The organism is Streptomyces coffeae (assembly GCF_016741875.1).
GTDB classification, from domain to species: domain Bacteria; phylum Actinomycetota; class Actinomycetes; order Streptomycetales; family Streptomycetaceae; genus Streptomyces; species Streptomyces coffeae.
In genome coordinates this window covers 61028-86449 of sequence record NZ_JAERRF010000011.1, presented here as the reverse complement: position 1 = coordinate 86449, position 25422 = coordinate 61028, and the positions used below count along the sequence as shown (strand labels likewise).

At 72.3% G+C, this 25422-nt stretch carries 21 protein-coding genes; 4 read left to right on the top strand and 17 right to left on the bottom strand.

The genetic code is table 11. The features are described 5' to 3' along the window. Positions 1-11: 11 nt before the first annotated feature. The 5 genes from rsmA to rsmI all read right to left on the bottom strand — a co-directional run bounded on the left by rsmA (position 12) and on the right by rsmI (position 4815). On the bottom strand, positions 12-881 hold the full coding sequence (gene rsmA / locus JK363_RS20500; RefSeq protein ID WP_201876419.1) for a 16S rRNA (adenine(1518)-N(6)/adenine(1519)-N(6))-dimethyltransferase RsmA: 870 nt from the start codon (positions 879-881) through the stop codon (positions 12-14). A gap of 101 nt (positions 882-982) precedes the next feature. Continuing rightward, positions 983-2248 carry a resuscitation-promoting factor gene (locus tag JK363_RS20495; protein ID WP_236075968.1) on the bottom strand — a complete coding sequence of 422 codons (1266 nt, stop codon included), beginning with the start codon at positions 2246-2248 and terminating at the stop codon, positions 983-985. 48 nt (positions 2249-2296) lie between these two features. Further along, on the bottom strand, positions 2297-3217 hold the full coding sequence (locus JK363_RS20490) for a TatD family hydrolase (RefSeq protein WP_201876418.1): 921 nt from the start codon (positions 3215-3217) through the stop codon (positions 2297-2299). A gap of 95 nt (positions 3218-3312) precedes the next feature. Beyond that, complete coding sequence (locus JK363_RS20485) at positions 3313-3765, bottom strand: FmdB family zinc ribbon protein (RefSeq protein WP_201876417.1); 453 nt, start codon at positions 3763-3765, stop codon at positions 3313-3315. A 174-nt stretch (positions 3766-3939) separates the two neighbouring features. Next, a complete protein-coding gene (gene rsmI, locus JK363_RS20480; protein WP_201876416.1) occupies positions 3940-4815 on the bottom strand; it encodes a 16S rRNA (cytidine(1402)-2'-O)-methyltransferase in 876 nt (291 codons plus the stop codon). Positions 4816-4919: 104 nt separating this feature from the next. Here rsmI and JK363_RS20475 point away from each other — a divergent pair, with 104 nt between their 5' ends. Together JK363_RS20475 and JK363_RS20470 are read left to right on the top strand one after the other, a co-directional pair. Then, entirely contained in the window at positions 4920-6686 is a 1767-nt protein-coding gene (locus tag JK363_RS20475) for a dolichyl-phosphate-mannose--protein mannosyltransferase (RefSeq protein WP_201876415.1), read from the top strand. A gap of 132 nt (positions 6687-6818) precedes the next feature. Continuing rightward, on the top strand, positions 6819-8447 hold the full coding sequence (locus JK363_RS20470; RefSeq protein WP_201876414.1) for a penicillin-binding transpeptidase domain-containing protein: 1629 nt from the start codon (positions 6819-6821) through the stop codon (positions 8445-8447). A gap of 95 nt (positions 8448-8542) precedes the next feature. Here JK363_RS20470 and JK363_RS20465 read toward each other — a convergent pair whose 3' ends face one another. Together JK363_RS20465 and JK363_RS20460 are read right to left on the bottom strand one after the other, a co-directional pair. Continuing rightward, positions 8543-8938: a cupin domain-containing protein gene (locus JK363_RS20465; RefSeq protein WP_201876413.1), complete on the bottom strand. Its 396-nt coding sequence runs from the start codon at positions 8936-8938 to the stop codon at positions 8543-8545. Positions 8939-9000: 62 nt separating this feature from the next. Further along, entirely contained in the window at positions 9001-9939 is a 939-nt protein-coding gene (locus JK363_RS20460; RefSeq protein WP_201876412.1) for a TIGR03564 family F420-dependent LLM class oxidoreductase, read from the bottom strand. A gap of 288 nt (positions 9940-10227) precedes the next feature. On the opposite strand from JK363_RS20460, the gene JK363_RS20455 reads away from it, so the two are divergent. After that, a complete protein-coding gene (locus JK363_RS20455; protein WP_201876411.1) occupies positions 10228-11139 on the top strand; it encodes an EamA family transporter in 912 nt (303 codons plus the stop codon). A gap of 73 nt (positions 11140-11212) precedes the next feature. Here the strand turns inward: JK363_RS20455 and JK363_RS20450 are convergent, their stop codons facing one another. From JK363_RS20450 to JK363_RS20405, 10 genes are all read right to left on the bottom strand, one after another. Next, a complete protein-coding gene (locus tag JK363_RS20450; protein ID WP_307821800.1) occupies positions 11213-12385 on the bottom strand; it encodes an ATP-binding protein in 1173 nt (390 codons plus the stop codon). A gap of 47 nt (positions 12386-12432) precedes the next feature. After that, the gene (locus JK363_RS20445; protein ID WP_201876410.1) at positions 12433-12747 is read right to left on the bottom strand and encodes a hypothetical protein; all 315 of its coding nucleotides are present in this window, start codon (positions 12745-12747) and stop codon (positions 12433-12435) included. Continuing rightward, the gene (locus JK363_RS20440; RefSeq protein ID WP_201876409.1) at positions 12741-13208 is read right to left on the bottom strand and encodes a hypothetical protein; all 468 of its coding nucleotides are present in this window, start codon (positions 13206-13208) and stop codon (positions 12741-12743) included. The genes JK363_RS20445 and JK363_RS20440 overlap by 7 nt, the downstream gene beginning before the upstream one ends. A 174-nt stretch (positions 13209-13382) precedes the next feature. After that, positions 13383-14333 (bottom strand): sigma factor-like helix-turn-helix DNA-binding protein, encoded by a 951-nt coding sequence (locus JK363_RS20435; RefSeq protein ID WP_201876408.1) that lies wholly within the window; start codon positions 14331-14333, stop codon positions 13383-13385. 431 nt (positions 14334-14764) lie between these two features. Next, positions 14765-15985, bottom strand: a complete 1221-nt coding sequence (locus JK363_RS20430; RefSeq protein WP_201876568.1) for a serine hydrolase domain-containing protein — start codon at positions 15983-15985, stop codon at positions 14765-14767. 121 nt (positions 15986-16106) lie between these two features. Next, positions 16107-16904, bottom strand: coding sequence for an energy-coupling factor ABC transporter ATP-binding protein (locus tag JK363_RS20425; RefSeq protein ID WP_201876407.1), 798 nt, complete (start codon positions 16902-16904; stop codon positions 16107-16109). Beyond that, positions 16901-17665, bottom strand: a complete 765-nt coding sequence (gene cbiQ / locus JK363_RS20420) for a cobalt ECF transporter T component CbiQ (RefSeq protein WP_201876406.1) — start codon at positions 17663-17665, stop codon at positions 16901-16903. Before cbiQ ends, JK363_RS20425 begins: the two co-directional genes overlap by 4 nt. A gap of 2 nt (positions 17666-17667) precedes the next feature. Next, positions 17668-18804, bottom strand: a complete 1137-nt coding sequence (locus JK363_RS20415; protein ID WP_201876405.1) for an energy-coupling factor ABC transporter permease — start codon at positions 18802-18804, stop codon at positions 17668-17670. Between the two features lie 159 nt (positions 18805-18963). Further along, the gene (locus JK363_RS20410) at positions 18964-21180 is read right to left on the bottom strand and encodes an MMPL family transporter (RefSeq protein ID WP_201876404.1); all 2217 of its coding nucleotides are present in this window, start codon (positions 21178-21180) and stop codon (positions 18964-18966) included. A gap of 136 nt (positions 21181-21316) precedes the next feature. Then, entirely contained in the window at positions 21317-21931 is a 615-nt protein-coding gene (locus JK363_RS20405; protein ID WP_201876403.1) for a TetR/AcrR family transcriptional regulator, read from the bottom strand. Between the two features lie 130 nt (positions 21932-22061). Here JK363_RS20405 and JK363_RS20400 point away from each other — a divergent pair, with 130 nt between their 5' ends. Further along, positions 22062-25382: a S41 family peptidase gene (locus JK363_RS20400; RefSeq protein ID WP_201876402.1), complete on the top strand. Its 3321-nt coding sequence runs from the start codon at positions 22062-22064 to the stop codon at positions 25380-25382. The last annotated feature ends 40 nt before the right edge of the window (positions 25383-25422 follow it).

Genomic DNA, 25422 nt, shown 5'->3' with positions numbered 1-25422 from the left:
CGGGCGGGCCCCTAACCAGAGGCGGGGCGGTGCTCGGCGATGGCGGCGAAGTCCTCGACGGTGAGCGCCTCGCCACGGGCCTGGGGCGATATCCCGGCCGCCGTCAGGGCCGCCTCGGCCGCCGCGGCCGAACCGGCCCAGCCCGCGAGCGCCGCCCGCAGCGTCTTGCGGCGCTGGGCGAAGGCCGCGTCCACGACCGCGAAGACCTCCTCCCGGGACGCGGTGGTCCGGGGCGGTTCCGGGCGGCGCTCCAGGGAGACCAGGCCCGAATCGACGTTGGGCGCGGGCCAGAACACATTGCGCCCGATGGCGCCCGCGCGTTTGACCCGCGCGTACCAGGCGGCCTTCACCGAAGGGACGCCGTAGACCTTGGAGCCCGGCGCCGCGGCGAGCCGGTCGGCGACCTCGGACTGCACCATGACGAGCGTCCGCTCGATGCTCGGGAACCGGGCGAGCATATGGAGCAGCACCGGGACCGCGACGTTGTACGGGAGGTTGGCGACCAGCGCGGTGGGGGCGGGCCCGGGGAGTTCGGTGACCCGCAGCGCGTCCTGGTGCACCAGCGCGAAACGGTCGGCGCGGCCGGGCAGCCGGGCTTCGACGGTGGCGGGCAGGGCGGCGGCCAGCACATCGTCGATCTCCACGGCGGTGACCCGGTCGGCGGCCTCCAGCAGGGCCAGGGTCAGCGAGCCGAGCCCCGGGCCGATCTCGACGACCACGTCATCGGGACGTACGCCCGCGGTGCGCACGATCCGCCGGACCGTGTTGGCGTCGATGACGAAGTTCTGGCCGCGCTGCTTGGTGGGGCGCACGCCGAGCCGGGCCGCGAGTTCGCGGATGTCGGCGGGGCCGAGCAGGACATCGGGGTCGGTGGAGCTCACCGGGGAAGTTTAGGCGCATTTTCCTGAGGCTCGGTTCGCCTCCGGCCACCACGGGGAGGTGGCCGGAGGGGAACCGGTGTGACGACGGGGTGCCCGGGACCTCACTGGTGCAGTCTGCTGCCGCAGTTCGGCCAGGGGCTCGCGCCGCGCTGCACATACAGCTTCTTCGCCCGGTAGGTCTGCTCGGAGGCGGGCGCGTCCTGGGGGTTGCCGGTGCCGCCGACGGACCGCCAGGTCTGCTGGTCCATCTGGTAGAGCCCGCCGTAGCGGCCGCTGCTGTCGACCGCGTTGGACCGGCCGCCGGACTCGCAGTGCGCCATCGCCTGCCAGTTGAGCCCGTCGGAGTGGCCGCCGCCGGGCGACGCGGGGGGCGGCGGGGGGGGCTTGGTGCCGACCCGGACGATCTTGGACACCGGCGCCTTGACGACCTCGGAACCCAGCTTGTGCGGCCGCTGGCGGACGCCGTTGACGCTGCGCACCCGATAGGTGGTGCGCAGGGAGCCCGGCTCGCCCTGGCGCGCCACCACCTCGGTGCCCCTGGGCAGGGTGGGGTCGTTGCGCCGGACGGTGTTGTAGGGCAGGGGCGTGTCGTGTGTCTCCTTGCCACCGGTGATCCGCATCACGGTCACCGTCTGGCCGTCGCGCGGGAAGCTGCCCGGGGGCACGGAGGTGGTGTCCTTGCCGCGCAGGGTGAGCCCGGCGGCCTTGAGCGCCTCGCCGACGGTCGCGACGTTGGTGCGGACGGTGTGCTCGCGTCCGTCGGCCATGAAGGTGACGGTGCGCTCGGTGCGGACGTCCAGGGAGAGGCCGCGCCGGGAGATACCGGCGGAGCGCGAGGCGGAGAGGAAGGCGCCCTCGGCGCGCACCCCCAGCTGGCGCAGCGCGCCGTCGACGGTGCCGGCGGTGGTCCACACCTGGCGGCGCCGGCCGTCGAGGGTGAGGGTGACCGGGCGGCCGTAGCGGACGGCCACCTCGTCGCCGCTGGCGAGGCTCTCGCCGGGGGCGGGGGCCACGATGTCGTGGCGGCCGACCCGCACCTTCTCCTCGGCCAGCAGCTCGCCGACGTCGTCGGCGTAGGTGTGCAGGGTGCGCTGCTCACCGTCGACGATGAGCTGCACCGCCTTGTCATGGGCGACGAAGGCGGAGGTGCCTCCGGCGAGTGCGGCGACCACCAGCGCCTGCGGCAGCAGCCGCCGCATCGGGTCGGTCCGGTCGGCTGAGCGTCGGCGCCGGGCGGCTCGGCGCGCGGCGGCGCGGCCGCCCGGGACGGGGTGGCTGTCCTGCGTATGGCTCACGACAACACTCCACAACGTCCGGGGATGGGGCGTTGGATCCGGGACTGTAGCGGGTGATCGTGACTCTCCCAAGCCAACTCGTCACGCTGTGTCGTGATGTCGTGAGGGCTCCGGGAGCGGTCAGTAGCCGAAGGCGCGGGACGTATTGGCTGCTACGGCGGCTGCGAGCGTGTCCTCGGAGACTCCCTTGACCTCGGCCATGGCTCGCAGGGTGATCGGAATCAAATACGGAGCGTTAGGCCGTCCGCGGTAGGGGGCGGGGGTCAGAAAGGGTGCGTCCGTCTCGACGAGGACCCGGTCGAGCGGGGCGACGGCGAGGGCGTCCCGCAGCGGCTGGGCGTTCTTGAACGTCACATTCCCGGCGAAGGACAGGTAGTAGCCGCGTTCGGCGCACACCTCGGCCATGGCCGCGTCGCCGGAGAAGCAGTGGAAGACGACGGTCTCGGGCGTACCCTCCTCCGCCAGGATCCGCAACACGTCGTCATGGGCGTCCCGGTCGTGGATGACCAGCGCCTTGCCGTGCGCCTTGGCGATGCCGATGTGGCGGCGGAAGGAGCGCTCCTGGGCGGCCATGCCCTCGGGGCCGGTGCGGAAGTAGTCCAGGCCGGTCTCGCCGACGCCGCGCACCTGGTCCAGCGCGGCCAGCGCGTCTATCTCGGCGAGCGCGGCGTCCAGCGCCGCCTCGCCGCCGGGCTCCCGCGCGCCCTGCCGGGACCAGCCGTCGGGGTCGCCCAGCACGATCCGGGGCGCCTCGTTGGGGTGCAGGGCCACGGTGGCCCAGACGCTCTCGTGGGCGGCGGCGGTCTCCGCCGCCCACCGGGACCCGGCAATGTCACAGCCCACCTGGACGACGGTGGTCACTCCGACGGAGGCCGCCTTCGCGAGGGCCTCCTCGACCGTGCCGCTCTGCATGTCCAGGTGGGTGTGGGAGTCGGCAACCGGCACCCGCAGCGGTTCGGGAAGCGGCGGCGGAGCGTTCTTTTCCTTTTGTGCTCCGTTCGCCTTCTCGCTGCCGCCGGGGGCCGGTCCTGTTTTCGCCATGGCCGCGATTCTATGAATGCCGGTGAATGCGCGGTGAATCGCGTCCGGCCGCTCAGGTGTCCCGTATCGGGCTCATAAGCGACAGGCGGCCCGGCTCAGGGGCGGTGGTGCTGAAAGGGGTGCAGCAGATCCGACAGGTGCCAGTGGTGCTTACGGCGCCTGGTCTCGTCCTCCTCGTCCCCCGACGGTGCCGCGGGCGCCCCGGACACCCCGGACGCTCCCGAGGCGGCGCGACGGCCGCGCCGCGCGCCCTCCAGGGCCGACGAGACCTGTCCCGCGCGCATGATACGCACCAGGTGCGCACCGCAGTTGTCGCAGTCGGGGCTCGTGAGCGGGGATCGGACGGGCTCCCCGTCGGTGAAGTACACCACGAAGGCCCGGCCCTCGCCGTCCACGTGGTGCTCGATGTCGTACGACCGCTCCCAGCCGTGTCCGCACTTCATACAGGCGAAGGCATACGCCTCGTGGGCCACTTCGCCGACCGCGGGGCCGATGGGGAGGCGGGCTGTCGGCTGAACACCGTTCGAGGTTCCCGCTATATCGCTCATGGCAGCTCCTCCTGTCGCGCGGGACAAGGGTTCCGGGCTGGGCCCCGTCCGCGCCGTCCCCACCAGTGGACGCCTTTCCGCGCGATACCGCAGCAGCTGTTCCCCGACTTTGAGGCAGTTTTGGCGACAGGCTTTACCAAACGGCCCGGCCGCTAACCCGGCCTTTGCTTTCCGCTACTGCCCTTTACCTGTGCGTGGCATGTTTCCCGTCGCGTTCTTCGCCGCCACGACGGCGTCGAAGACCTGCCGCTTGGGCACACCCGCCGCCTGGGCGACCGCGGCGATGGCCTCCTTGCGGCGCTCCCCCGCCTCCTCACGCACCGCGACCCGGCGGGCCAGCTCCGCGGGGTCGGCGTCCTCCGGCCCGGGTTCGGCGGCTCCCTCGACCACCACGGTGATCTCACCGCGTACGCCCTCGGCGGCCCACGCGGCCAACTCCTTGAGCGGGCCGCGCCGGACCTCCTCGTAGGTCTTGGTCAGCTCCCGGCAGACCGCGGCGCGCCGGTCCGCACCGAACACCTCGGCCATGGCCGCCAGGGTGTCGTCCAGCCGGTGCGGGGCCTCGAAGTACACCAGTGTGCGGCGCTCGGCCGCGACCTCCCGCAGCCGCCCCAGCCGCTCCCCCGCCTTGCGCGGCAGGAAGCCTTCGAAGCAGAAGCGGTCCACCGGCAGCCCGGAGACCGCGAGCGCGGTCAGCACCGCGGACGGGCCGGGCACCGCGGTGACTGTGATGCCGCGCTCCACGGCGGCGGCGACCAGCCGGTAGCCGGGGTCGGAGACCGAGGGCATCCCGGCGTCGGTGACCAGCAGCACCCGGGCGCCGCCCGCCAGCGCCTCGACCAGCTCGGGGGTACGGGCCGACTCATTGCCCTCGAAGTAGGACACCACCCGGCCGCCCGGCTGGACGTCCAGAGCCTGAGTGAGGCGGCGCAGCCGCCGGGTGTCCTCGGCGGCCACCACATCGGCGGCGGCGAGCTCGGCCGCCAGCCGCGGCGGCGCGTCCGCGGTGTCGCCGATGGGGGTCCCTGCCAGTACCAGCGTTCCAGTCACGCCCACCATCCTCGCAGCCGCGCCGCACCGCCGTGACGGGGACGATTGCCCGGCCCGCCGCGATAGGGCACCACAGTCACCGACCGCTTCCCTACGATGGCCCGGTGAGCAGTGACACCGCGACCCACGCCCAGCCGGGCCAAGCCGCCGGCCAGCATCCGCCGGCCTGGCAGCGCCGGCTGCGCCGCTTCGGCTACGCCGGCCGGCCCCGGTCCGACGTACGCGAGCGGCTGGTCCCGCCCTATCCACAGCCGGGCACCCGGCTGTGGGAGACACTCGGCGCGACCCCCACCGCGGCGGCCGGAATCGCCCGCTGGACGGGGTGGGCCGGACCGCTGCTCGTCGCACTGTGCGCCGGGCTGGTCCGCTTCTGGCGGCTGGGCAGCCCGGACAACGTCATATTCGACGAGACGTACTACGCCAAGGACGCCTGGTCGATCTGGGAGTTCGGCTACGAGGGCACCTGGCCGAAAAACGCCAACGACCAGCTCCTCGGCTCACCGCAGCACATCCCGCTCAGCGACGCCGCCGCCTATGTGGTCCATCCGCCGGTCGGCAAGTGGGTCATCGGCATCGGCGAGCAGATCTTCGGGCTGGATCCGTACGGCTGGCGGTTCATGCTCGCGCTGCTCGGCACGCTGTCGGTGCTGATGCTGTGCCGGATCGGGCGGCGGCTGTTCCGCTCGACGTTCCTCGGCTGCCTTGCGGGCGCGCTGCTCGCGGTGGACGGGCTGCACTTCGTGATGAGCCGCACCGCACTGCTCGACCTGGTGCTCATGTTCTTCGTGCTGGCCGCCTTCGGCTGTCTGCTGGTCGACCGGGACCATGCGCGGGCCCGCCTCGCCGCGGCGCTGCCGGTCGGCGAGGACGGTACCGCCCGGCCGGATCCGGCGGTCGCCCGGAGTCTGAAGCTGGGCCCGCGGCCCTGGCGGATCGCGGCCGGGGTGCTGCTGGGTCTGGCCATCGGCACCAAGTGGAACGGGCTCTACATCCTGGCGGCCTTCGGTCTGATGACGGTCCTGTGGGATGTGGGCGCACGCCGTCTCGCGGGGGCCCACATCCCCTACCGGGCGGTGCTCCGGCGCGATCTGGGATGGGCCTTCCTGTCGCTGGTGCCGGTGGCGGTGGTCACCTACATCGCGTCCTGGTCCGGCTGGTTCGCGGCCACCGGCTCGTACAGCAAGCGCACCGGCTGGCGGGACAGCGGTTACTTCCGTCACTGGGCCGAGACCGACGGCGGCTACAGCACCAGCGGGCCGTTCTCCTGGCTGCTCAACCCGCTGCGCAGTCTGTGGCACTACGAGACCGAGGTCTACCAGTTCCATGTGGACCTGGACTCGCCGCACATCTACCAGTCCAACCCCTGGAGCTGGCTGGTCCAGTCCCGGCCGGTCTCCTACTTCTGGGAGTCGCCCAAGCCCGGCGCGTCGGGCTGTCCCGCCGACACCACCGAGAAGTGCGCCCGCGAGGTGCTGGCCCTCGGCACCCCGCTGCTGTGGTGGGCCGCCTGCTTCGCGCTGCTGTACCTGCTCTTCCGCTGGGCGCTGCGGCGCGACTGGCGGGCGGGCGCGATCCTGTGCGGGGTGGCCGCGGGCTATCTGCCGTGGTTCCTCTACCAGGACCGCACGATCTTCTCGTTCTACGCCGTGATTTTCGTGCCGTTCCTGTGTCTGGCGGTGGCGATGATGATCGGCGCACTGCTGGGGCCACCGGGGGCCTCGGAGACCCGGCGGGTGGTGGGCGCCGTCGGCTCCGGAGCGCTGGTCCTGCTCATCATCTGGAACTTCATCTACTTCTTCCCGCTCTACACCGGGCAGATCATGCCGGTCGACGCCTGGCAGGCCCGGATGTGGCTGGACACCTGGATCTGAGCCCGGACCCGGGGCCGGGTGCCGGGCCGTCCGGCGGCGGCGCCGGGCGGTCCGGGGGATGCCGGTAGAGTGCCCTGCACCGCGGCCCCCATCGGACTGGTGGGGGGATTCGAGGACTGTGGGGGTTCTGTAATGCGGAGTGGCGCGAGAGCCGCGATTGCCGGCGCGCTGTTCGCCGCCATGATCGGTACGGCCGGTTGCGGCGGAGGCCAGGACGACGCGTCGGACGGCGCGAACGCCGGGGGCGACGACAAGTCGTCCCTGAAGAGCGCGAAGACCGGGCCGCCCAGCGCGGCCGAGGTGAGGACCACCGCCAAGGAGTTCCTGGCGGCCTGGTCGTCCGGGTCGGCGGCGAAGGCCGCGGCGCTCACCGACGACACCAAGACGGCCACCACCGCGCTCACCGGGTACCGGACGAAGGCGCATATCGACAAGGTGGCGCTGGAGCCGGGGCAGCCGAGCGGCCGGACCGTGCCGTTCTCGGTGAGCGCACGGATCTCCTACGGCGGCCGCCAGGTCCCCTGGACGTATGAATCCTCGCTGACGGTGACGCGCGACACCCGCTCGGGCAAGGCGGTCGTCGACTGGAAGCCGTCGGTGGTCCATCCCAAGCTGCACACCGGCGACACCCTGAGCACGGGTGAGTCCGAGGCCCCGCCGATCAAGGCCGTGGACCGCGACGGCGGGGCGCTGACCGCCGCCGGCCATCCGACGCTCAAGACCGTGCTGGAAGGGCTGCGCGAGCGCTACGGCAAGAAGGCGGGCGGCACGGCGGGCGTGGAGACCTGGATCGCCCGCGCCAAGGGCGCCAAGTCCCCCGACGAGACGCTGAAGGTGCTGTCCAAGGGCACCCCCGGCACCCTGCGCACCACCATCGACCCCAAGCTCCAGCGCACCGCCGAGCAGGCGGTGAGCAAGCGCTCCAAGGCGGCGGTGGTCGCCGTCAAGCCCAGCACCGGGGAGATCCTCGCGGTGGCCAACTCCCCCGCGGACAGCTTCAACGCGGCCCTCCAGGGCTCCTACGCGCCCGGGTCCACGATGAAGGTCATCACCTCGGCCACCCTCCTCGACAAGGGCCTGGCCGGGTACGGCAAGCAGCACCCGTGCCCCAAGTACTCCTCCTACGGCGGCTGGAAGTTCCAGAACGACGACAAGTTCGAGATCAAGCACGGCACCTTCGAGCAGAGCTTCGCCCGCTCCTGCAACACCGCCTTCATCAGCCAGGCCCCGAAGCTGAAGGACGACGACCTCACCAAGGAGGCCCGCGACGTCTTCGGCATCGGCCTCAACTGGCAGGCGGGCGCGCCCTCCTTCGACGGCGCGGTGCCGGTGCAGTCCGGGGCCTCCAAGGCCGCCTCGCTGATCGGCCAGGGCGGGGTGCGGATGAACCCGCTCAACATGGCGTCGGTCTCGGCCACCGCCTCCACCGGTGTCTTCCGCCAGCCGTACCTGGTCGCGCCGTCGGTGGACGACCGGACACTGGCCAAGGCCACGCGCACCATGAAGTCGAGCACCCGGGATCAGCTGCGCAAGCTGATGCATCTGACCGCCACCTCCGGCACCGCCGCCGAGGCGATGTCCGGGATGAGCGGTGACTTCGGCGCCAAGACCGGCTCGGCGGAGGTCGACGGCCAGAAGAAGCCCAACGGCTGGTTCACCGCGTACCGCGGCGACCTGGCCGCGGCCGGTGTGGTCCCCGAGGGCGGCCACGGCGGTGACACCGCGGGCCCGATCGTGGCCTCGCTGCTGCGCGCGGGCTGACGACGGGGCAGGCAGACGGCTGAGCCGGGCGGGCGCGGGAACTCCGCGCCCGCCCGGCTCTCTTGACGCCTACGAGGGCGCGGCCGCCTGGCCGGTCAGGTGAGCGCGTGGCCCGTGGTGCTGTCCACATGGGCCGGGACCTCGCCCTCGTGGCGGTCCCCGGTCGTCCGCGTCCCGGAGGGCTCGACCATGAGGATCGAGGCTCCGGGCGAGGACGGCTTGTGCTCGGTGCCCCGGGGGACGACGAAGGTGTCGCCGCGGCGCAGGACGACGGTGGTCTCGGAGCCGTCGGCGTTCCTCAGGGCGATGTCGAACCGGCCGTCGAGAACCAGGAAGAACTCGTCCGTGTCGTCGTGGACGTGCCAGACGTGCTCGCCCCGGGTGTGGGCGATCCGGATGTCGTAGTCGTTCATCCGGGCCACGATGCGTGGGCTGTAGACGTCGTCGAAGGAGGCCAGCGCCTCGGTGAGGTTGACGGGTGCGATGTCCATGCCCCGATCCTCGGCGGGCGGTCCGGGCGCCGTCTTGAACGCCGGTGCGCTCCCGGCCGATCTCAGCTGCTCGCGGCCGACAGTTCGCCCAGCAGCCGCCAGGTGCGCCGCCGCTCCTCGCCGGTGCCCATACCGGTCTGGGAGACGATCAGCTCGGTGGCGCCCGCCTCGGTGTAGCGGCGGAGCTCCGCGGCCACGGTCTCCTCGTCGCCGATCACCATGAGGTCCCCGGCCCGTTCGATGCCCGCACGGTCCAGGACGTCGCGGTAGGACGGGATCCCCTCGTAGAACGCGAACTGTTCGCGGGCCCGCCGCCGTACCGCCTCCGGATCGGCGGTGACCAGCGCGGGCACCATGGAGGCCACCCGCGGCGCGGGCCGCCCGGCCGCCCGCGCCGCGGCGCCGATCGTGGGCACCACGTACTCGGCCAGGGCCTTCGGCGCGGCGAGGAACGGCACGGTGCCGTCGGCCAGTTCACCGGTGGCGCGCAGCGCCTGCGGGCCCATCGCGGCGACCAGCACCGGGGGCACTCCGGCGCCCGCCACCGTGACCGGGCCGAAGACGGTACGGGCGCGCAGCGTCTCACCCTCGAAGTCGGCCGCGCCCTCGCGCAGCAGGTCGCCGAGCACCGTGAGGTATTCGCGCAGATGCCGGATGGGCCGATCGAAGCGGACTCCGAAGCTCTCCTCCACGAAGGTCTTGCTGGACAGCCCAAGACCGAGCTGGAACCGCCCGGCGGAGGCCGCCTGGGCGGTGCGCGCCTGCGCGGCGAGGGTGATCGGATGCCGGGGGTAGATCGGCACCACGCTGGTGCCGGTCCGGATCCCGGGTACGGCCTGACCGGCGAGCGCGGCCAGCGTCATCGCGTCGACGTCCTGGCGCTGTGCGAACCACACCGTGCCGATCCCGGCCGCGGCTGCCTCCTGGACCTGGTCGATCAGCTCGGTCACCAGATTGCCGGTGTGGTCGTCACCGGCGGGCAGAGCGATACCCAGCGACATCGGCACGTCTCCTCTTCAAGGCGTTGTGACGTTCATGACGTTGTGGTGCGCGGGGAGGGCGGAGAATCCGCCCCCGGGCGCCTGACACGGGCAACGGGGCGGGCCCGAGCCGCATTCCGGTCGCGGGGAAATGCCCTCGCGTGGCCCATCCGCGCCCCGATAGCGTCGAGCCATGACCCTTCCGGATACCGCGGCTCATGGACGGTTCGCCGACATCCCGCGCGCACTCGGCCCGGCGGCGGAGGTGACCGTCCGGCGCACGGACGCGGGTGTGCGCGAGCACACCGCGTGACCCCGCTCGTCGCGGCCGCGGTGCTGATCGCGGCCATCACCCACGCCAGTTGGAACGCCATCGCGCACGGCATCAGGGACCAGTTGCTCGCCTTCACCCTGGTGGGCGGCGGCGGGGCGGTGTGCGGGCTGGCGTTGGCCGCCTTCACCCCGGTGCCGGACGCCGCCGCCTGGCCGTATCTGCTGACCTCCGCGGTGGTGCACGTCATCTACTACGTGCTGCTGATGCGCTCGTTCCACCTCGGCGACTTCGGCCAGATGTATCCCATCGCCCGCGGCACCGCGCCGCTGGTGGTGACCGTGCTGGCCGCGGTCTTCGTCGGCGAGACGCCGGACGGCTGGCAGGCGACGGGCATCGCGCTGGCCTCCGCGGGGCTGCTGGGCGTGGCGCTGTGGGGCATCCGGGGCGGCCGCCGTCAGCCGTCCGGTGCCGTCGGTGACAACGGCGTGCGCGGCGAGAAGGGCGCGGCGAACGGTGGACGGCCCTGGCCGGCGCTCATCGCCGCCGTCGCCACCGGACTGTCCATCGCCGCGTACACGGTCGTGGACGGCCTGGGGGTGCGCGCCTCCGGCAGCTCGATGGGCTATATCGCCTGGCTGATGATCCTGGAGGGCTTCGCGATCCCGGTGTACGCCCTTGCCGTCCGCCGCCGTGCGCTCATCGGTCAGCTGCGCCCGGTCGCGCTGCGCGGGCTGCTCGGCGGGGTGCTGTCGGTCTTCGCGTACGGCCTGGTGCTGTGGGCGCAGACACGGGCGCCGCTCGCCCCGATCGCGGCGCTGCGCGAGTCGTCGATCATCGTGGGCGCGGCGATCGGCGCGCTCTTCTTCAAGGAGCGGTTCGGCGCCCCGAGGATCGCGGCGGCCGGTCTGATGGTGGCGGGTATCGGCCTGATGCTGCACGCCGGTTGACCGTTCCGGCTCCTGAGCGCCCACCGAGGGACGCTCAGACCGCTGCCGCGAAGGGGTGCCGTACGGACCGGAGTCACTCGCCCCCTTCGGCGGGTGGCGGTACGGCCCTGGCGACGGCTTCGGCGATCGCCGCGGGAGCGGGCGCCGGTGACGGTTCCGGTTCCGGTTCCCCACGGCGGGGCCGTCCGGCCTTGATGCGCTCCACCGCGGCGAACAGGTCCTCCTGCCCGACCCGGGTCCGCCCGCTGCGCAGCACCTCCGCCGCCGCGTCGATCACCGCACGGCAGATGTCGCGCCCGGTGACGTCGTCGACCTCGGCCAGGGCCTCGGGTGCGACGGTGTTGTCCCGGGGCAGTGCCTCGGGCAGGTGGCGCCGCCAGATCTCGGCGCGGGCCGCCCGGTCCGGACGGGGGAAGCGGACGTGCCACACCCGGCTGTCGAACGCGGTGTCATACGCGGTCACCAGGTTGGTGGCGAACACCACCAGCCCCTCATGGCTGTCCAGCGCGGTCAGCATCTCGCTGCGCATGGCGTTCACCGCGTGCTCCGAGCCATGGGTCGTGGTCTCGAACCGGGCGGACATCAGCGAGTCCGCCTCGTCGAGGAAGAGCACCGCGCCCTGGTCTCGTGCGGCGTGGAAGAGCGCCGCGAGGTTCTTCGGGCCCTCCCCGTGGAACTTGCTCTCCAGCTGGGAGCCGCGCGCCGCGATCACAGGGCGGCCCAGCCGGTCGGCGATGGCGTGGGCGGCCAGGGTCTTGCCGGTGCCGGGCACGCCCTCCAGGTTCACCGCCGAGCTGGGGTGCGGCTGGATGCTCCGCAGCCCCCAGTCGTCGAACAGCACCCCGCGCTGCTCCACGGTGTGCACCGCGCGCAGCAGGTGGTCCAGGGTCTCCTCGGGGAGCACCAGGCGGTCGAAGGTGTGCAGCGGAGCGGTCGCGGTGTACCGCTGGGCCCGTTCGGCCGTGGACGGTTCATCGCGCTCCGGCCCCGGGTCCGAGACCGGGCCGTACTCGTCCGCCGGCTGCGGCCGGTTGGTGAGGGTGACGGTGAGCGGCCGCGGCCCGTGGCTGACACTGAACGCCTTGGCGGCGGCGATCAGCCGGGTGCGCAGCAGCCCCGCCTCGACGGCGTCGGCACTCCGTGGGATACCGCTGACCGCGAAGGCGGTGCGCGCGGCGGTGGTGTGCGCCGTGGGATGTCCGGTGGCCGCGGTGGTGCGGTCACCGTTCCGTGCGTGGCTCTTCACTGGTCTCTCTCCCCCCTCGGTGGCGGCGCGGATGGCGGCGCGGCGGGTCATCCCCATACGGCGACCTGGTGGGCGGAGTGGGCGCGGCGGACCCGCTCGTCGGCCTGCTTGCCCTCGACCCGTCGGCTGTCGACGAACTTCTCCAGCGAGGTGTCGAACAGGCCCTGGATATAGGCGACATTGCCGTTGCGGATGTCGTCGGCGACGGTGATGGCGCGCAGGTCGGGGTCGGTCTGGAGCCGCTCGCTGCGCGCGCGGAACCAGTCGGTGAGGAATTCGATGGTCACCATGACGACGTAGACGACCGCGACGGCGCCCAGCCCGCCCAGCGCGACGAGGACCATGGCCAGCAGACTCAGCACGACGGTGCCGCCTCTCCGAAGACGATGAGATCGGTGTCGCCGAAGGCGTCGGACAGTTCGGCGTCCAGCCTCCGGGCCCGGCAGATCCAGAGCGGGGCGGGCGGGCCGTTGTCGCCGTCGCCACCGCCTTGGCTCGTGCGGTGGTGGCCGTCGGCCAGCGGGGTGCCGTCCTGGCCCAGGAAGAAGGTCTGGACGAGGAATTCACCGCCCTGGCGGCGGCGGAGGACGGCCCCGGCCGTCGCGCCGGGCGCCTTGGGGTGGTTGGTGACCAGGAAGTCGACCACGTCGGCGTAGCCGAGGACCTCGCGCAGCGGCGGGCGCTTGGCGTTGAGTTCGTCCCTGGCCTCGCCGATCCGGTCGCCCCAGCTGATGAGGGATTCGATCCGGCGGAGCATGGTGTCGGCGGTGCCCAGCAGACGGTCGGCTGCCGCCCCGTCCCGCCAGGTGCGGTGTTCGGACATGGCGTCTCCGTTTCTCGGAAGGCGGGCCCCCGCTCTCCCCTCGGGGGCCCGCTTCCGATACTCCGCACCGGACGTGTCGCTCCGCGTCCCATGGTGAGGCGGGAAATCCCGGCGGCCGGTGTCGTCCTCCGTGACGACAGAATCCGACAGCGGTCCGGGGAAGGGTGCCAGGCCCTAACGGCCCGCTCCGCGTCGCGGCGGATGGGCGCCCAGCGCGGTCAGCCTGCGCAGCAGCAGATCCGGCTTGCTGTGCCGGGAGCAGACGTACATCGCGAACATCATGCGGACGTCGGCGGGCTTGGAGCGGATACCGCAGACCGTCATGGCCCGCTCGATCTGGGTGCGGACGGTCGAGACCTTCACACCCAGCTGGGCGGCGGTCTCCTCGTAGGAGTAGCCGTCCGCGTACCACTCCAGCGCCCGGACCATTCCGTCGCTGAGCCCCGCCGCCCAGCTGGAGAACACCACCGGCTCGTGGGCGGTGGCGCGTTGGCCCGGGACGCCCGGGTCCAGCGGGTCCGGCGGGGTGAGCCGCCCGAGCCCCGCTCTGGCGCACTGGGTGCGGAGGAGATGGAGGCCCTCGCGGTAGCGCTGCTCGGTGACGCCCAGTTCGTCCAGGATCCAGGCCACCCGGCCGCCGCGGGCCGTACGTGCCAGCACATCGGCCAGACAGGGCTCCACGGTGAGGCCGCACTCCCGTACGGCCGTCTCCAGGGCGGACGCCAGATGCGGTTTCAGCCAGTGCGGATGGTGGCGGGCGTCCCAGACGGCGTTGGCCAGGACCACCGCGCTCACCGTCTTGCCGAACACCGCCCGCGCCCCGCACACCCACGGCGCCACCCGCTGCCGCCACTGCTCGGAGGCCGTGCACACCACGACGTCCGAACGGCGCACCAGATCGGTGAACCGCTCGGCGGTGCCGACGCCCAGCAGATCGGCCACGCAGACGTCGTACTCCGCGCCGCTCACGGCCAGCCGCTCCACCGAGGGCACATCGCTCACCACCGTCAGCCGGGGATCCGCGTTCAGCGCGGCCACCAGGCCCCGCCGGGTCATCTCGTGGTCCTCCACCACCGCCACCTGGAGCGGCGGTCCGCCGCCGTGCTCCGCACCGCTGTCCCTCATGCCGATCCCCCCTGTCCCGGCTGCCTCGCCGTGCCGTGTGCCGTGCCCGCGCCGCGCGGGACAGGGATCGGCACGGTGCGCGGGCCGTTGTCCGCCGTGCCACCGGGGAGGGCGGAGCGCGCAACGCCGTGACGCGCACGGCCATGGGCCGCCCGCGTCCGCGCTCGCCTCGCTCCGCCGGTTGTCCCCCCGTTCGTCCCCCGATTCCGGCAGGCGGCGCCCCTACGGCACTGAAGTGCCGGAGGCACTTCCCTGCCGGACGACCTCCAGTGTGGGCAGCCCGGGGATGGCGCAATAGGGACCCTTGGCCCTGATCGGCCCACCGGCGCGGATACCGGAGGGCGTGCGGAGGCATTCAAGGGGCGTGCGGCCAGAGGTAGTTCACGCCGTATCCACGCGCCCGCCCTCCGCCGAGCGCGCCGGGCCGCGCGCTACGCGCCCTGGGCGGCCAGGGCCGTCCGCACGGCGCGCACCAGGGCCTGCGCACGCGGGTCCGCGGTGACCCCGCGCTGCATCCCGTTGGTGACGTAGCCGAAGCCGATCCGGGCCTCGGGGTCGGCGAAGCCCAGGGAGCCGCCGCGGCCCGGGTGGCCGAAGGAACCGGGCCCCAGCAGCGGGGACGCCGGTCCGTGCAGCATGTAGCCGAGCCCGAACCGGGTGCCCACCACCAGCACCCGGTCCGGCCCCGCGGACTCCTCGGTACGGGCCAGGGTCAGGGTCCCCGGGGCGAAGAGCCGTCCGCCCGCGCGGGCGGTACGGGCCGAGGGCAGCGGGCCGATCAGCGCCGCGTAGAAGCGGGCCAGCGCGTCGGCGGTGGCCACCCCGCCCGAGGCGGGCAACTCGGCGGTGAGATACGCCGGGTCGTTCTCGTCCGGCAGCGGGGTGATCGCGGCGAACGCCCGCCGGGTCAGCGACTCCGGGTCCTGGTACGCCTCGGTGACCGACCGCTTGGGGCGCAGCCGCAGCCCCGGGGTGGCGGGGCCCGCGGGCGCCTCCACCGACGTGATCCGGCCGACGCGTCCGCGCTGCTCCTCGGGCAGCCCGAGCCATAGGTCGAGGCCGAGGGGGCGGCTGATCTCCTCGGCGATCCAGCGTCCGATGGTCCGCCCGGTCACCCTCCGCACCAGCTCGCTCATCAGCCAGCTGTAGGTCTGGGCGTGGTAACCGTGGTCCGTGCCGGGCTCCCACACGGGCCGCTGGGCGGCGACGGCCCGCGGCCCGGATATGCCGTCCAGCGCCTCGTCCGGGGTCAGCGGGGTGTCGAGCACCGGCACCCCGGTCCGGTGGCCCAGCAGATGCCGTACCAGCACCCGCTCCTTGCCGTTCGCCTTGAACTCCGGCCAGTAGGTGCCCACTCGGCCGTCCAGATCGAGCTGGCCGCGCTGGTGGAGCAGCAGCGGCACCGCGGCGGCGACGCCCTTGGTGACGGACCGGACGACCTGCGCGGTGTCCCGGGTCCACGGCTCACCGGTCTCTCCGGTCTCTTCCGCCGCGTCGTCCGCGTGCTTGGTACCGCCCCACAGGTCGACGACCTTCTCGCCCTCCCGGTAGAGGACAACGGCCGCGCCGCGTTCACCGCGCCGGGCGAAGTTCTCCGCGAAAGCGTCCCGGACCGGTTCGAAACCGTCGGCCACCGTGCCCTGGACGTCCACCACTGATCCGACTCCTGCCCTGCCGACCCGACTACGTGCTCCGGGTCTACCGCTGTATCTCCTTATGGTGCAACGGGCCCCGGCGACGGCCCGGACCGGGCCCCTCCGGGAAACGGTTCCGTCACCGCGGCGGGACCGTCACCGACCTCGGGTCGAAGCCGAACGGCAGCTCCAGCCGGTGGGCGCGCATCAGCTCCTCGTCGCACAGCAGCTCCTGGGTGGAGCCATCGGCCGTGATCACCCCGCCGGAGAGCACCACGGAGCGCGGGCACAGCTCCAGTGCGTACGGCAGATCGTGGGTGACCATCAGCACCGTGACGTCCAGCGAGCGCAGGATGTCGGCGAGTTCGCGGCGCGAGGCCGGGTCGAGGTTGGACGACGGCTCGTCCAGGACCAGGATCTCCGGCTCCATCGCGAGCACCGTCGCGACGGCCACCCGCCGCCGCTGCCCGAAGGAGAGGTGGTGCGGCGGCCGGTCGGCGAAGTCCGCCATGCCGACCCGCTCCAGCGCGGTGCGCACCCGCTCCTCCAGCTCCGCGCCGCGCAGTCCGGCCGCGGCCGGGCCGAAGGCCACGTCCTCGCGGACGGTCGGCATGAACAACTGGTCGTCGGGGTCCTGGAAGACAATGCCCACCCGGCGGCGGATCTCGGGCAGATTCCGCTTGGCCACCGGCAGTCCGGCGACCGTCACCGTTCCGGCGCCCGCGTCGAGGATGCCGTTGAGATGCAGCACGAGGGTGGTCTTGCCCGCCCCGTTGGGCCCGAGCAGGGCCACCCGCTCACCACGGGCGACGGTCAGATCGACACCGAAGAGGGCCTGGTGGCCGTCAGGGTAGGCGTAGGCGAGGCCGGACACCTGGAGCGAGGGCGGCACGTCCGGCTCCGTGGCCGGTGTCCGGGGCGTCTCGGCGACGGTCATGTGAGCATCCATCCGGTCAGGCAGACCGCCAGCGCGGTCAGCGGGAGGGCGGCGGCGTACGTCCACTGGGTCCGGGACGCCGTCACATCGTCGATCACCGGCATGGTGCCCGTATAGCCGCGGCTGACCATCGCCAGATGGACCCGCTCACCCCGCTCGTAGGAGCGGATGAACAGCGCCCCGGCCGACTTCGCGAGCACCCCCCAGTGCTGGACCCCCCGCGCCTCGAAACCGCGCGAGCGGCGGGCGATCCGCATCCGGCGCATCTCGTCGGTGATCACGTCCCCATAGCGGATCATGAACGAGGCGATCTGCACCATCAGCGGGGGCATCCGCAGCCGCTGGAGCCCGAGCAGCAGGGAGCGCAGCTCGGTGGTGGACGCCAGCAGCACCGAGGCCGCGACGCCGAGGGTGCCCTTGGCCAGGATGTTCCAGGCGCTCCACAGCCCGGACTGGCTGAGCGACAGCCCCAGCACCTGGACCCGCTCGCCCTCCGCGACGAAGGGCATCAGCAGGGCGAAGGCCACGAACGGGATCTCGATGAGCAGCCGCCGCAGCAGAAAACCCGCCGGGATCCGCGCCACCGCGGCCACCCCCGCCAGCAGCAGCGCGTACGCCCCGAAGGCCCAGACCGCCTCGCGCGGGGTGGAGACGACCACCACGACGAAGCAGAACACCGCCGCGATCTTGCAGTGCGGGGGCAGGGTGTGCACGGGAGAGCGGCCCTCCCGGTAGAGCTGGTGGGCGTGGCCGGCGCCCATCGTCAGACCGTCTCGGCGGGCTCGGCCGCCGCCCGGCGCTTGCGCACGACCACGAAGACCCCGGTGCCCACGGCGAGCGTGGCCCCGACCCCGATGACCCCGGCGAGTCCGCCGGAGAGCCGGGCGTCGGTGATGTCCTCGACGCCGTAGTCGGCGAGCGGGGAGTCCTGGGTGGCGTGGTCCTCGGTCTTCTTGTCGATGCCCTTGTCGTGGGCGACCTTCTCCAGCCCGTCGGGGCTGGCGGAGGCGTAGAAGCTGACCACACCGGCACAGAGCAGGGCGGCGGCGAGACCGGCCAGCCAGACCCGCCGGACGGAGCGGCGCGGGGTGACGGCGGCCGGAGCGGGGGCGGTGTCCGCCGGGGCCGGAGCGGCCTCGGGCTCGTCGGCCGTCCGCGCGACGGCGGGTGCGCCGGGGGCGGCCACCGGGCCGGTGTTGCGCAGCTCCAGGGGGCGTGCGGTCAGCCCGCGCGCGCCGTGGACCAGGTCCGGGCGGACGGCCATCACCGCGCCGACGGTGAGCGCGGTGATCGCGGCCTCACCGATGCCGATCAGCACATGCACCCCGACCATGGCCGTGAAGACCTTGCCGATGGCGATGTCGGTGGTGCCGCCCAGCGCGTAGAGCGCGGTGAAGGCGGCGGCCGCGGCCGGTACGGAGACCAGCGCCGCGACCAAGGAGGCGACGGTGACCATGCGGCGGCGGCCCGGGGCCAGCTTCAGCAGCCCGCGGAAGATCACGTACGCCACGACGGTGGTGACCACCGCCATGTCCGTGATGTTGACGCCGAGCGCGGTGAGACCGCCGTCCGCGAAGAGCACCCCCTGCATCAGCAGCACCACGGACACACACAGCACACCCGTGTAGGGGCCCACGAGTATCGCGGCCAGCGCCCCGCCCAGCAGATGGCCGCTGGTCCCGGCGGCCACCGGGAAGTTGAGCATCTGCACGGCGAAGATGAACGCGGCGACCAGTCCGGCCAGCGGGGCGGTGCGCTCCCCGCCGCCCGCACCGGCCCCGCCCGCCGTGTCCAGCAGCTCCCGGCGGGCACCGCGGAGACTGACCGCGACGGCGGCGGCCGCGACCACACCGGTCGCCGCCGACACCGGGGCGTTGATGAATCCGTCGGGGACATGCATCCGGGGCTCCGCTCCTGAGCTGCGCGTTTCGGCTCGATGGTAGCGCCTGCCTGCAAAGGGTTCGCAAGAGCGGAGTCATCGCAAAAAACGCCGACGGCGGCCTTCCGCTGGTGGGAAGGCCGCCGAGGGCACGGTTGACGTCTCGTGGACGTCCGCGGGTCAGACGCGCGTCAGCTCCGCGTCCTTCTCCGTTGCCGAGGGGTTGGTGCCGAGCTGCTTCTGGAGTCCCTCACCCTCCACGTCCACGTTCGGCAGCGCCTTGTCCAGCCAACGCGGCAGCCACCACGCGGACTTGCCGAGCAGGGCCAGCACCGCCGGAACGATGGCCATCCGGACGATGAACGCGTCGAAGAAGACCGCGATGGCGAGACCGAAGCCGATCATCTTCACCATCGAGTCGGATGCGCCGATGAACCCGGCGAAGACGCTCATCATGATGACCGCGGCGGCGGTGACCACCCGGGCACCGTGCCGGAAGCCGGTGACGATGGCCTGGCCGGGACGCTCGCCGTGGACGAACGCCTCTCGCATCCGGGTCACGAGGAAGACCTCGTAGTCCATCGCGAGACCGAACACCACACCGATCATGAAGATCGGCATCATGCTCATGATCGGGCCGGGCTCTTCCACATTGAACAGACTCGCCCCCCAGCCCCACTGGAACACCGTCACGACCGCGCCGAGCGCCGCGACCACGGAGAGCAGGAAGCCGAGCGCCGCCTTGAGCGGGACCAGGACGGACCGGAAGACGATCATCAGCAGCAGGAAGGCCAGACCCACCACCAGCGCCAGATACGGCAGCAGCGCGTCATTGAGCTTCTTCGAGATATCGATGTTCATCGCGGTCTGCCCGGTGACCAGCATCTCGGCACCGGTGTCGGACTTGATGGAGTCCGCCTTGTCCCGGATGTCGGCGACCACGTGCTCGGTGTCGATGCTGCTGGGCTTGTACTTGGCCACCACCGACAGCATGGCGGTGTCACCGGCCTTGTTGAAGGTGGCCGGGGTGACCCCGGCGACACCGTCGACGCCCTTGATGGTCTTGCGGACCTCGTTGACGGCGCCCTTGGCGTCGTCGCTGTTCTTGGTGTCGACAGTGATCATCAGCGGGCCGTTGAACCCGGGGCCGAAGCCCTCGGAGATCATGTCGTACGCCTTGCGCTTCTCGCTGCTGGTCGGCTGCGAGCCGTCGTCGGGCAGCCCGAGCTCCAGGCTCGCCGCGGGGACGGCGGCGGCACCCAGGCCGAGGACGGCCACCACCAGCACCATGACCGGACGGCGCAGGACGAGCCGGGCCCAGCGGGTGCCCGCGTTCTCCTTCTTCTCGCCCGTGTCGGCGCCCTGCTCGGCGGCCTTGCGGGCCTTGCGGCTGATGATCCGCTTGCCCGCGAAGCCGAGCAGCGCCGGGATGAGGCTGATCGCGATCAGAACGGCGATCACCACGGTGCCCGCGGCGGCGAAGCCCATCTTGGACAGCATCGGGATGTTGACCACCGCGAGACCGACCAGGGCGATGACCACCGTGAGCCCGGCGAAGACCACCGCGGAGCCCGCGGTGCCCACGGCCCGTCCGGCGGCTTCCTCCCGGTCCCGTCCCTCGGCCAGCTCCGCTCGGTAGCGGGAGACGATGAAAAGCGCGTAGTCGATACCGACCGCGAGGCCGATCATCATCGCCAGTGTCGACGTGGTGCTGGAGAGACCGAGGGTGGAGGCCAGCGCGGTGATCGAGGAGATCCCGATACCGACCCCGATCAGAGCGGTCAGCAGCGGCATTCCCGCCGCGATCAGCGAGCCGAAGGTGATGGCGAGGACCACGGCGGAGACCGCGATACCGATCACCTCGGTGGCGCCGGTCTCGGGCATCTCCTGGAGCGCGTCACCGCCGATCTCCACGGTCATCCCGGAGTCACGGGCGTGTTTGCCCGCGTCCTCCAGTGCGTCCCGCGTCTTGTCCTCCAGCTCCATGGAGTTGACCTTGTAGGTGGTCAGGATGTAGGCCGTGGAGCCGTCCTTGCTGACCCCCTTGGCGGCATAGGGGTCGGCGACCGAAGCGACCTGGTCGGAGCTGGACTTGAGCTCGGTGACGGCCTTCTTGACGGCCTGCTTGTTCTCCGGGTCCGTCATCTTCTCGCCGTCGGGAGCACGGAAGACCACGCGCGCGGTGGCGCCATCGGCACTACTGCCCGGGAAACGCTGCTCCAGCAGGTCGAACGCCTTCTGCGCCTCCGTACCCGGAACGGAGAAGTTTTCGGTGGCGGGCGGAGAGGCGGTGGCCGCGCCGGCACCGGCGACCACCAGCAACGCCACCCATATCAGGGCGACAAAGCCGCGTCGCCGGAAGGCGAAACGGCCGAGTTTGTAGAGGAACGTGGCCACGAGAAGAGGTGCTCCCGTCGGATAGATGATGCGAACAGGTGGGTTGACCAGACCGGCGACGAGAGCGGCGCGCCGGCTGGAGCCTATGGAGTTGTGAGGGTGGGGAAAGTGGGGGGAGTTGGGGAGTCCGGTGGGGTCAGGCGCCGAGAACGGGGAGAATCACGGCATCGATGAAGTCCTCGAGATACTCGAGATCGGGCTCTTTCGCCTCGATGAACGGGCGGGCGATGTACGCGCCGCACATGATGTGCGCGATGTAGCGCAGAGCGGGCGCGTCGGCGGCGATCTCACCCCGGTCGACGGCACGGCCCAGCAGTGCGTTGAGCGCCTCGATCTCGGGGTAGATCAGCAACTCGCGCAGGGCTTCTTGGAGGTCCTCGTTCTCATGGACGGCCTGGGCGAGTCCCCTCATCAGCGCCGTGTCCCGCTCCCGGGAGGGCCCCGAGCACCGCACGATCTCGCGCAGGTCGCCGCGCAGCGATCCGGTGTCGACGTCCTCGAGCAGAACGGGCTTGGTGCCCCGCAGCGCGGTGGCCACCAGTTGCGGCTTGCTCTTCCACTGGCGGTACAGCGTGGCCTTGCTGGAGTGGGTGCGGGCCGCGACGGCGTCCATCGTCAGCGCGTCGTACCCCACCTCCTGGAGCATCTCGACCACGGCCTCGTAGAGCTCACGCTCACGCTCGGCGGAGAGACGACTGCGGCGCACCCGGACGGTGGGCCGGTCTTCTGTCCGCTGGTCCGTCGCCTGCATGGCGCGCCTCCCTCCGAACGAAACGGTTTCGTACCCCATCAGCATAAGCCTCCCACTAACGAAACCGAGCCGTTTCGATCGTGGTGTCCATCACAGAACCGAGTTGCTCCCGGTCGCCGAGCCCGAAAACATGGGTGGAGTGAGCGACGCACACCGCGAACCACCCCGCCCTGGCAGCGATCATGACACCGCATATCTGCGATATCCGCATCTGTACGGCGAGTTGCTCTGCTTCGCCGCCGAGGACGATCTGTGGGTGGCGCCGCTGGCCGCCCCGGGGGAGGCCCCGGGGCGGGCCTGGCGGCTGACCGTGGACCGCACCCGGGTGGGCCATCCCCGGTTCTCCCCCGACGGCTCGCAGATCGCCTACACCACCTGGCGCACCCTGGATCCGGAGATCTACCTCGCCCCGGTGGACGGCGGCCCGTCCCGGCGGCTGACCTACTGGGGCAGTACGGACGCCCGGGTCTGCGGCTGGACGCCCCCCGACGCCGACGGCCACTCCCAGATCCTCGCCGTCTCCTCCCACGGCCAGCCCTTCTCCTACTTCTCCTGGGCCTACAGCCTGTCCACCGACGGCAGCCCCGGCGGGCGGCTGCCCTGGGGGCCGGTCTCCGACATCGCGGTGGCAGATCTGGACGGCGAGCACCGCACCCTGCTGCTCACCGGGAAGCCGCCGCACGAGCCCGCCTCCTGGAAGCGCTACCGGGGCGGGGCGATGGGGCGGCTGTGGCTGCACGGCACCCGGCTGGTGCCCGACCTGGGCGGCCATCTGGACTCGGTGATGTTCGTCGGCGGCCGGATCGCCTTCCTCTCCGACCACGAGGGCATCGGCAATCTCTACTCCTGTCTGCCCGACGGCTCCGATCTGCGCCGCCACACCGACCACGAGGACTTCTACGCCCGGCACGCCTCGACCGACGGCTCCCGCGTGGTCTACCAGTGCGCCGGTGAGCTGTGGCTGGTGGACGACCTCGCCCCGGACGCCGTACCGCGCAGACTGGCCGTACGGCTGGGCGGACCGCGGGCCGGGCGGCGGCCCTACCAGGTGGCGGCCGCCTCCCATGTCGACTCGCTGTCGGTGGACGCCACCGGGCGGGCCAGCGCGGTGTGCGTCCGCGGCAGCCTGTACTGGCTGACCCACCGCGACGGCCCAGCCCGCACCCTCGCCGACACCCCCGGGGTCCGGGTGCGGCTGCCCGCGATCCTGGGCTCCACGGGACGGGTGGCCTATGTGACGGACGCCGAGGGCGAGGACGCGATACAGATCGGGTATCTGCCGCGGGCCACCGAGACCGGCGAACCGCGGCGGCTGGCCGCCGGGAAGCTGGGCCGGGTGCACGAGGTGGAGCCCGCCCCGGACGGAACCCGGCTCGCGGTGGCCTCCCACGACGGACGGCTGCTGCTGGTGGACACCTCCCCGGACGGGGACGGCGAGGTCACCGAGCTGGTGCGGTCGCTCAACGGCCCGGTGGGCGATCTCGCCTTCTCCCCCGACTCCGCCTGGCTGGCCTGGTCCCATCCGGGCATCGGGCGTTCCCTGCGCTCGATCAAGATCGCCCGGCTGTCGGACCGGACCACGGTGGATGTGACCAACGGCCGGTTCGAGGACGAGGAACCGGTCTTCACCAGCGACGGCCGCTATCTGGCGTTCCTCTCCTGGCGCGGTTTCGACCCGGTCTACGACGTGCACACCGGCGACCTCTCCTTCCCCCTCGGCTGCCGCCCCTATCTCGTACCGCTGTCCTCCGCGACTCCCTCCCCCTTCGCGCTGTCCCCCGAGGGGCGCCCCGCGGCGGGCGGGCTCGACCCGGACGACGACACGGCCGAGGGCGACGGCACCGTCACGGTCGAGGTGGAGGGGCTGCCGAGCCGGGTCACCGTCTTCCCGGTGCCCGCCTCCAAGTACTCCTCGCTGTACCCGGTCAGCGGCGGTGGGCTGGTGTGGCTGCGCTGGCCGATCTCCGGTGCGCTCGGCGAGACGTTCGCCAATCCGGCCGACACCTCCGCCCGCCCCACCCTGGAACACTTCGACCTGGCCAAGGCCAAGCGCACCGAACTCGCAGACGAGCTGGACTGGTTCGCGGTCAGCGGCGACGGCACCCGGCTGGTGGTCTACGACGAGGGCGATCTGCGCGCGGTGCCCGCCACCGAGTCCGGCGACAGCGACTCCACCGTCCACATCGACATGCGCCGGATCCAGCACACCGTCGATCCGGCGGCCGAGTGGCGGCAGGCGTACGAGGAGGCGGGCCGGATCACCCGGGCCTACTTCTGGGAGCCCCGGATGTGCGGCATCGACTGGGACGCGGTGCTCGACCAGTACCGACCGCTGGTCGAACGGGTCGCCTCCCCCGACGAGTTCGCCGATCTGCTGCGCGAGGTGATGGGCGAACTGGGCACCTCCCACGCCTATGTCAGCCCCGCGCGGCGCAACGAGGGCCCGGCCCACTACCAGCGCCCCATCGGACTGCTCGGCGCCAACCTGACCCGCACCAAGGACGGCGCCTGGGTCCTCTCCCGCATCCTGCCCGGGGAGTCCTCCGACTCCCGGGCGCGCTCACCGCTGGCGGGGGCGGGCATCCGGGAGGGCGCCACGCTCACCCATGTCGACGGACGCCCGGTGGATCCGCTGGCGGGGCCGTATCCGCTGCTGACCGCCGCGGGCGGCACCACGGTGGAGCTCACTTTCGTATCGGCCGACGGGGAGGGGCCGCCGCGCCGGGTCGCGGTCGTCCCGCTGATCGACGACCGGCCGCTGCGCTACCAGGACTGGGTGGCCAAACGCCGCGCGGTGGTCCGGAAGTTGAGCGACGGGCGGTGCGGCTATCTGCACATCCCCGATATGGGCGGTTCGGGCTGGGCCCAGTTCAACCGGGACCTACGCCGGGAGATGTCGCTGCCCGCGCTGATCGTGGACGTCCGGGGCAACGCGGGCGGCAACATCAGCGAGCTGGTGGTCGAGAAGCTCACCCGCACGGTGATGGGCTGGGACCTCACCCGCAACGCGCAGCCGGTGTCCTACACCAGCAACGCGCCGCGCGGGCCGATCGTGGCCGTCGCCGACGAGATGACCTCCTCCGACGGCGACATGATCACCGCGGCGATCAAGCTCCAGGGCATCGGCCCGGTGGTGGGGCGGCGCACCTGGGGCGGGGTGGTCGGGATGACCGGCCGTCATCTCCTCGCCGACGGTACGGCGATCACCGTGCCGATGAACGCCGCGTGGTTCGACGCCTACGGGTGGGGCGTGGAGAACCACGGTGTGGAGCCGGACATCGAGGTGCTCCGCTCCCCGCTGGACTGGGCCGAGGGACGCCATCCGCAGCTGGGCATCGCGGTCCGTACCGCACTGGATCTGCTGGAGCGCCATCCGGCGGCCACACCGCCCGACTACTCGGACGTCCCGGATCTGCGGCGCCCCAAACTGCCGCCGCGCGAGGGGAACTGAGCCACACCGGCCGCACGGCCAAGGGGCGTGTCCCGCGTCG

Excerpts from the sequence above, each read along its gene's own strand:
- JK363_RS20490 (WP_201876418.1), bottom strand. The coding sequence starts at position 3,217 with ATGGCGAAAACAGGACCGGCCCCCGGCGGCAGCGAGAAGGCGAACGGA.
- JK363_RS20485 (WP_201876417.1), bottom strand. The coding sequence starts at position 3,765 with ATGAGCGATATAGCGGGAACCTCGAACGGTGTTCAGCCGACAGCCCGC.
- JK363_RS20470 (WP_201876414.1), top strand. The coding sequence starts at position 6,819 with ATGCGGAGTGGCGCGAGAGCCGCGATTGCCGGCGCGCTGTTCGCCGCC.
- JK363_RS20465 (WP_201876413.1), bottom strand. The coding sequence starts at position 8,938 with ATGGACATCGCACCCGTCAACCTCACCGAGGCGCTGGCCTCCTTCGAC.
- JK363_RS20460 (WP_201876412.1), bottom strand. The coding sequence starts at position 9,939 with ATGTCGCTGGGTATCGCTCTGCCCGCCGGTGACGACCACACCGGCAAT.
- JK363_RS20440 (WP_201876409.1), bottom strand. The coding sequence starts at position 13,208 with ATGTCCGAACACCGCACCTGGCGGGACGGGGCGGCAGCCGACCGTCTG.
- JK363_RS20435 (WP_201876408.1), bottom strand. The coding sequence starts at position 14,333 with ATGAGGGACAGCGGTGCGGAGCACGGCGGCGGACCGCCGCTCCAGGTG.
- JK363_RS20425 (WP_201876407.1), bottom strand. The coding sequence starts at position 16,904 with ATGACCGTCGCCGAGACGCCCCGGACACCGGCCACGGAGCCGGACGTG.
- cbiQ (WP_201876406.1), bottom strand. The coding sequence starts at position 17,665 with ATGGGCGCCGGCCACGCCCACCAGCTCTACCGGGAGGGCCGCTCTCCC.
- JK363_RS20415 (WP_201876405.1), bottom strand. The coding sequence starts at position 18,804 with ATGCATGTCCCCGACGGATTCATCAACGCCCCGGTGTCGGCGGCGACC.
- JK363_RS20405 (WP_201876403.1), bottom strand. The coding sequence starts at position 21,931 with ATGCAGGCGACGGACCAGCGGACAGAAGACCGGCCCACCGTCCGGGTG.
- JK363_RS20400 (WP_201876402.1), top strand. The coding sequence starts at position 22,062 with ATGGGTGGAGTGAGCGACGCACACCGCGAACCACCCCGCCCTGGCAGC.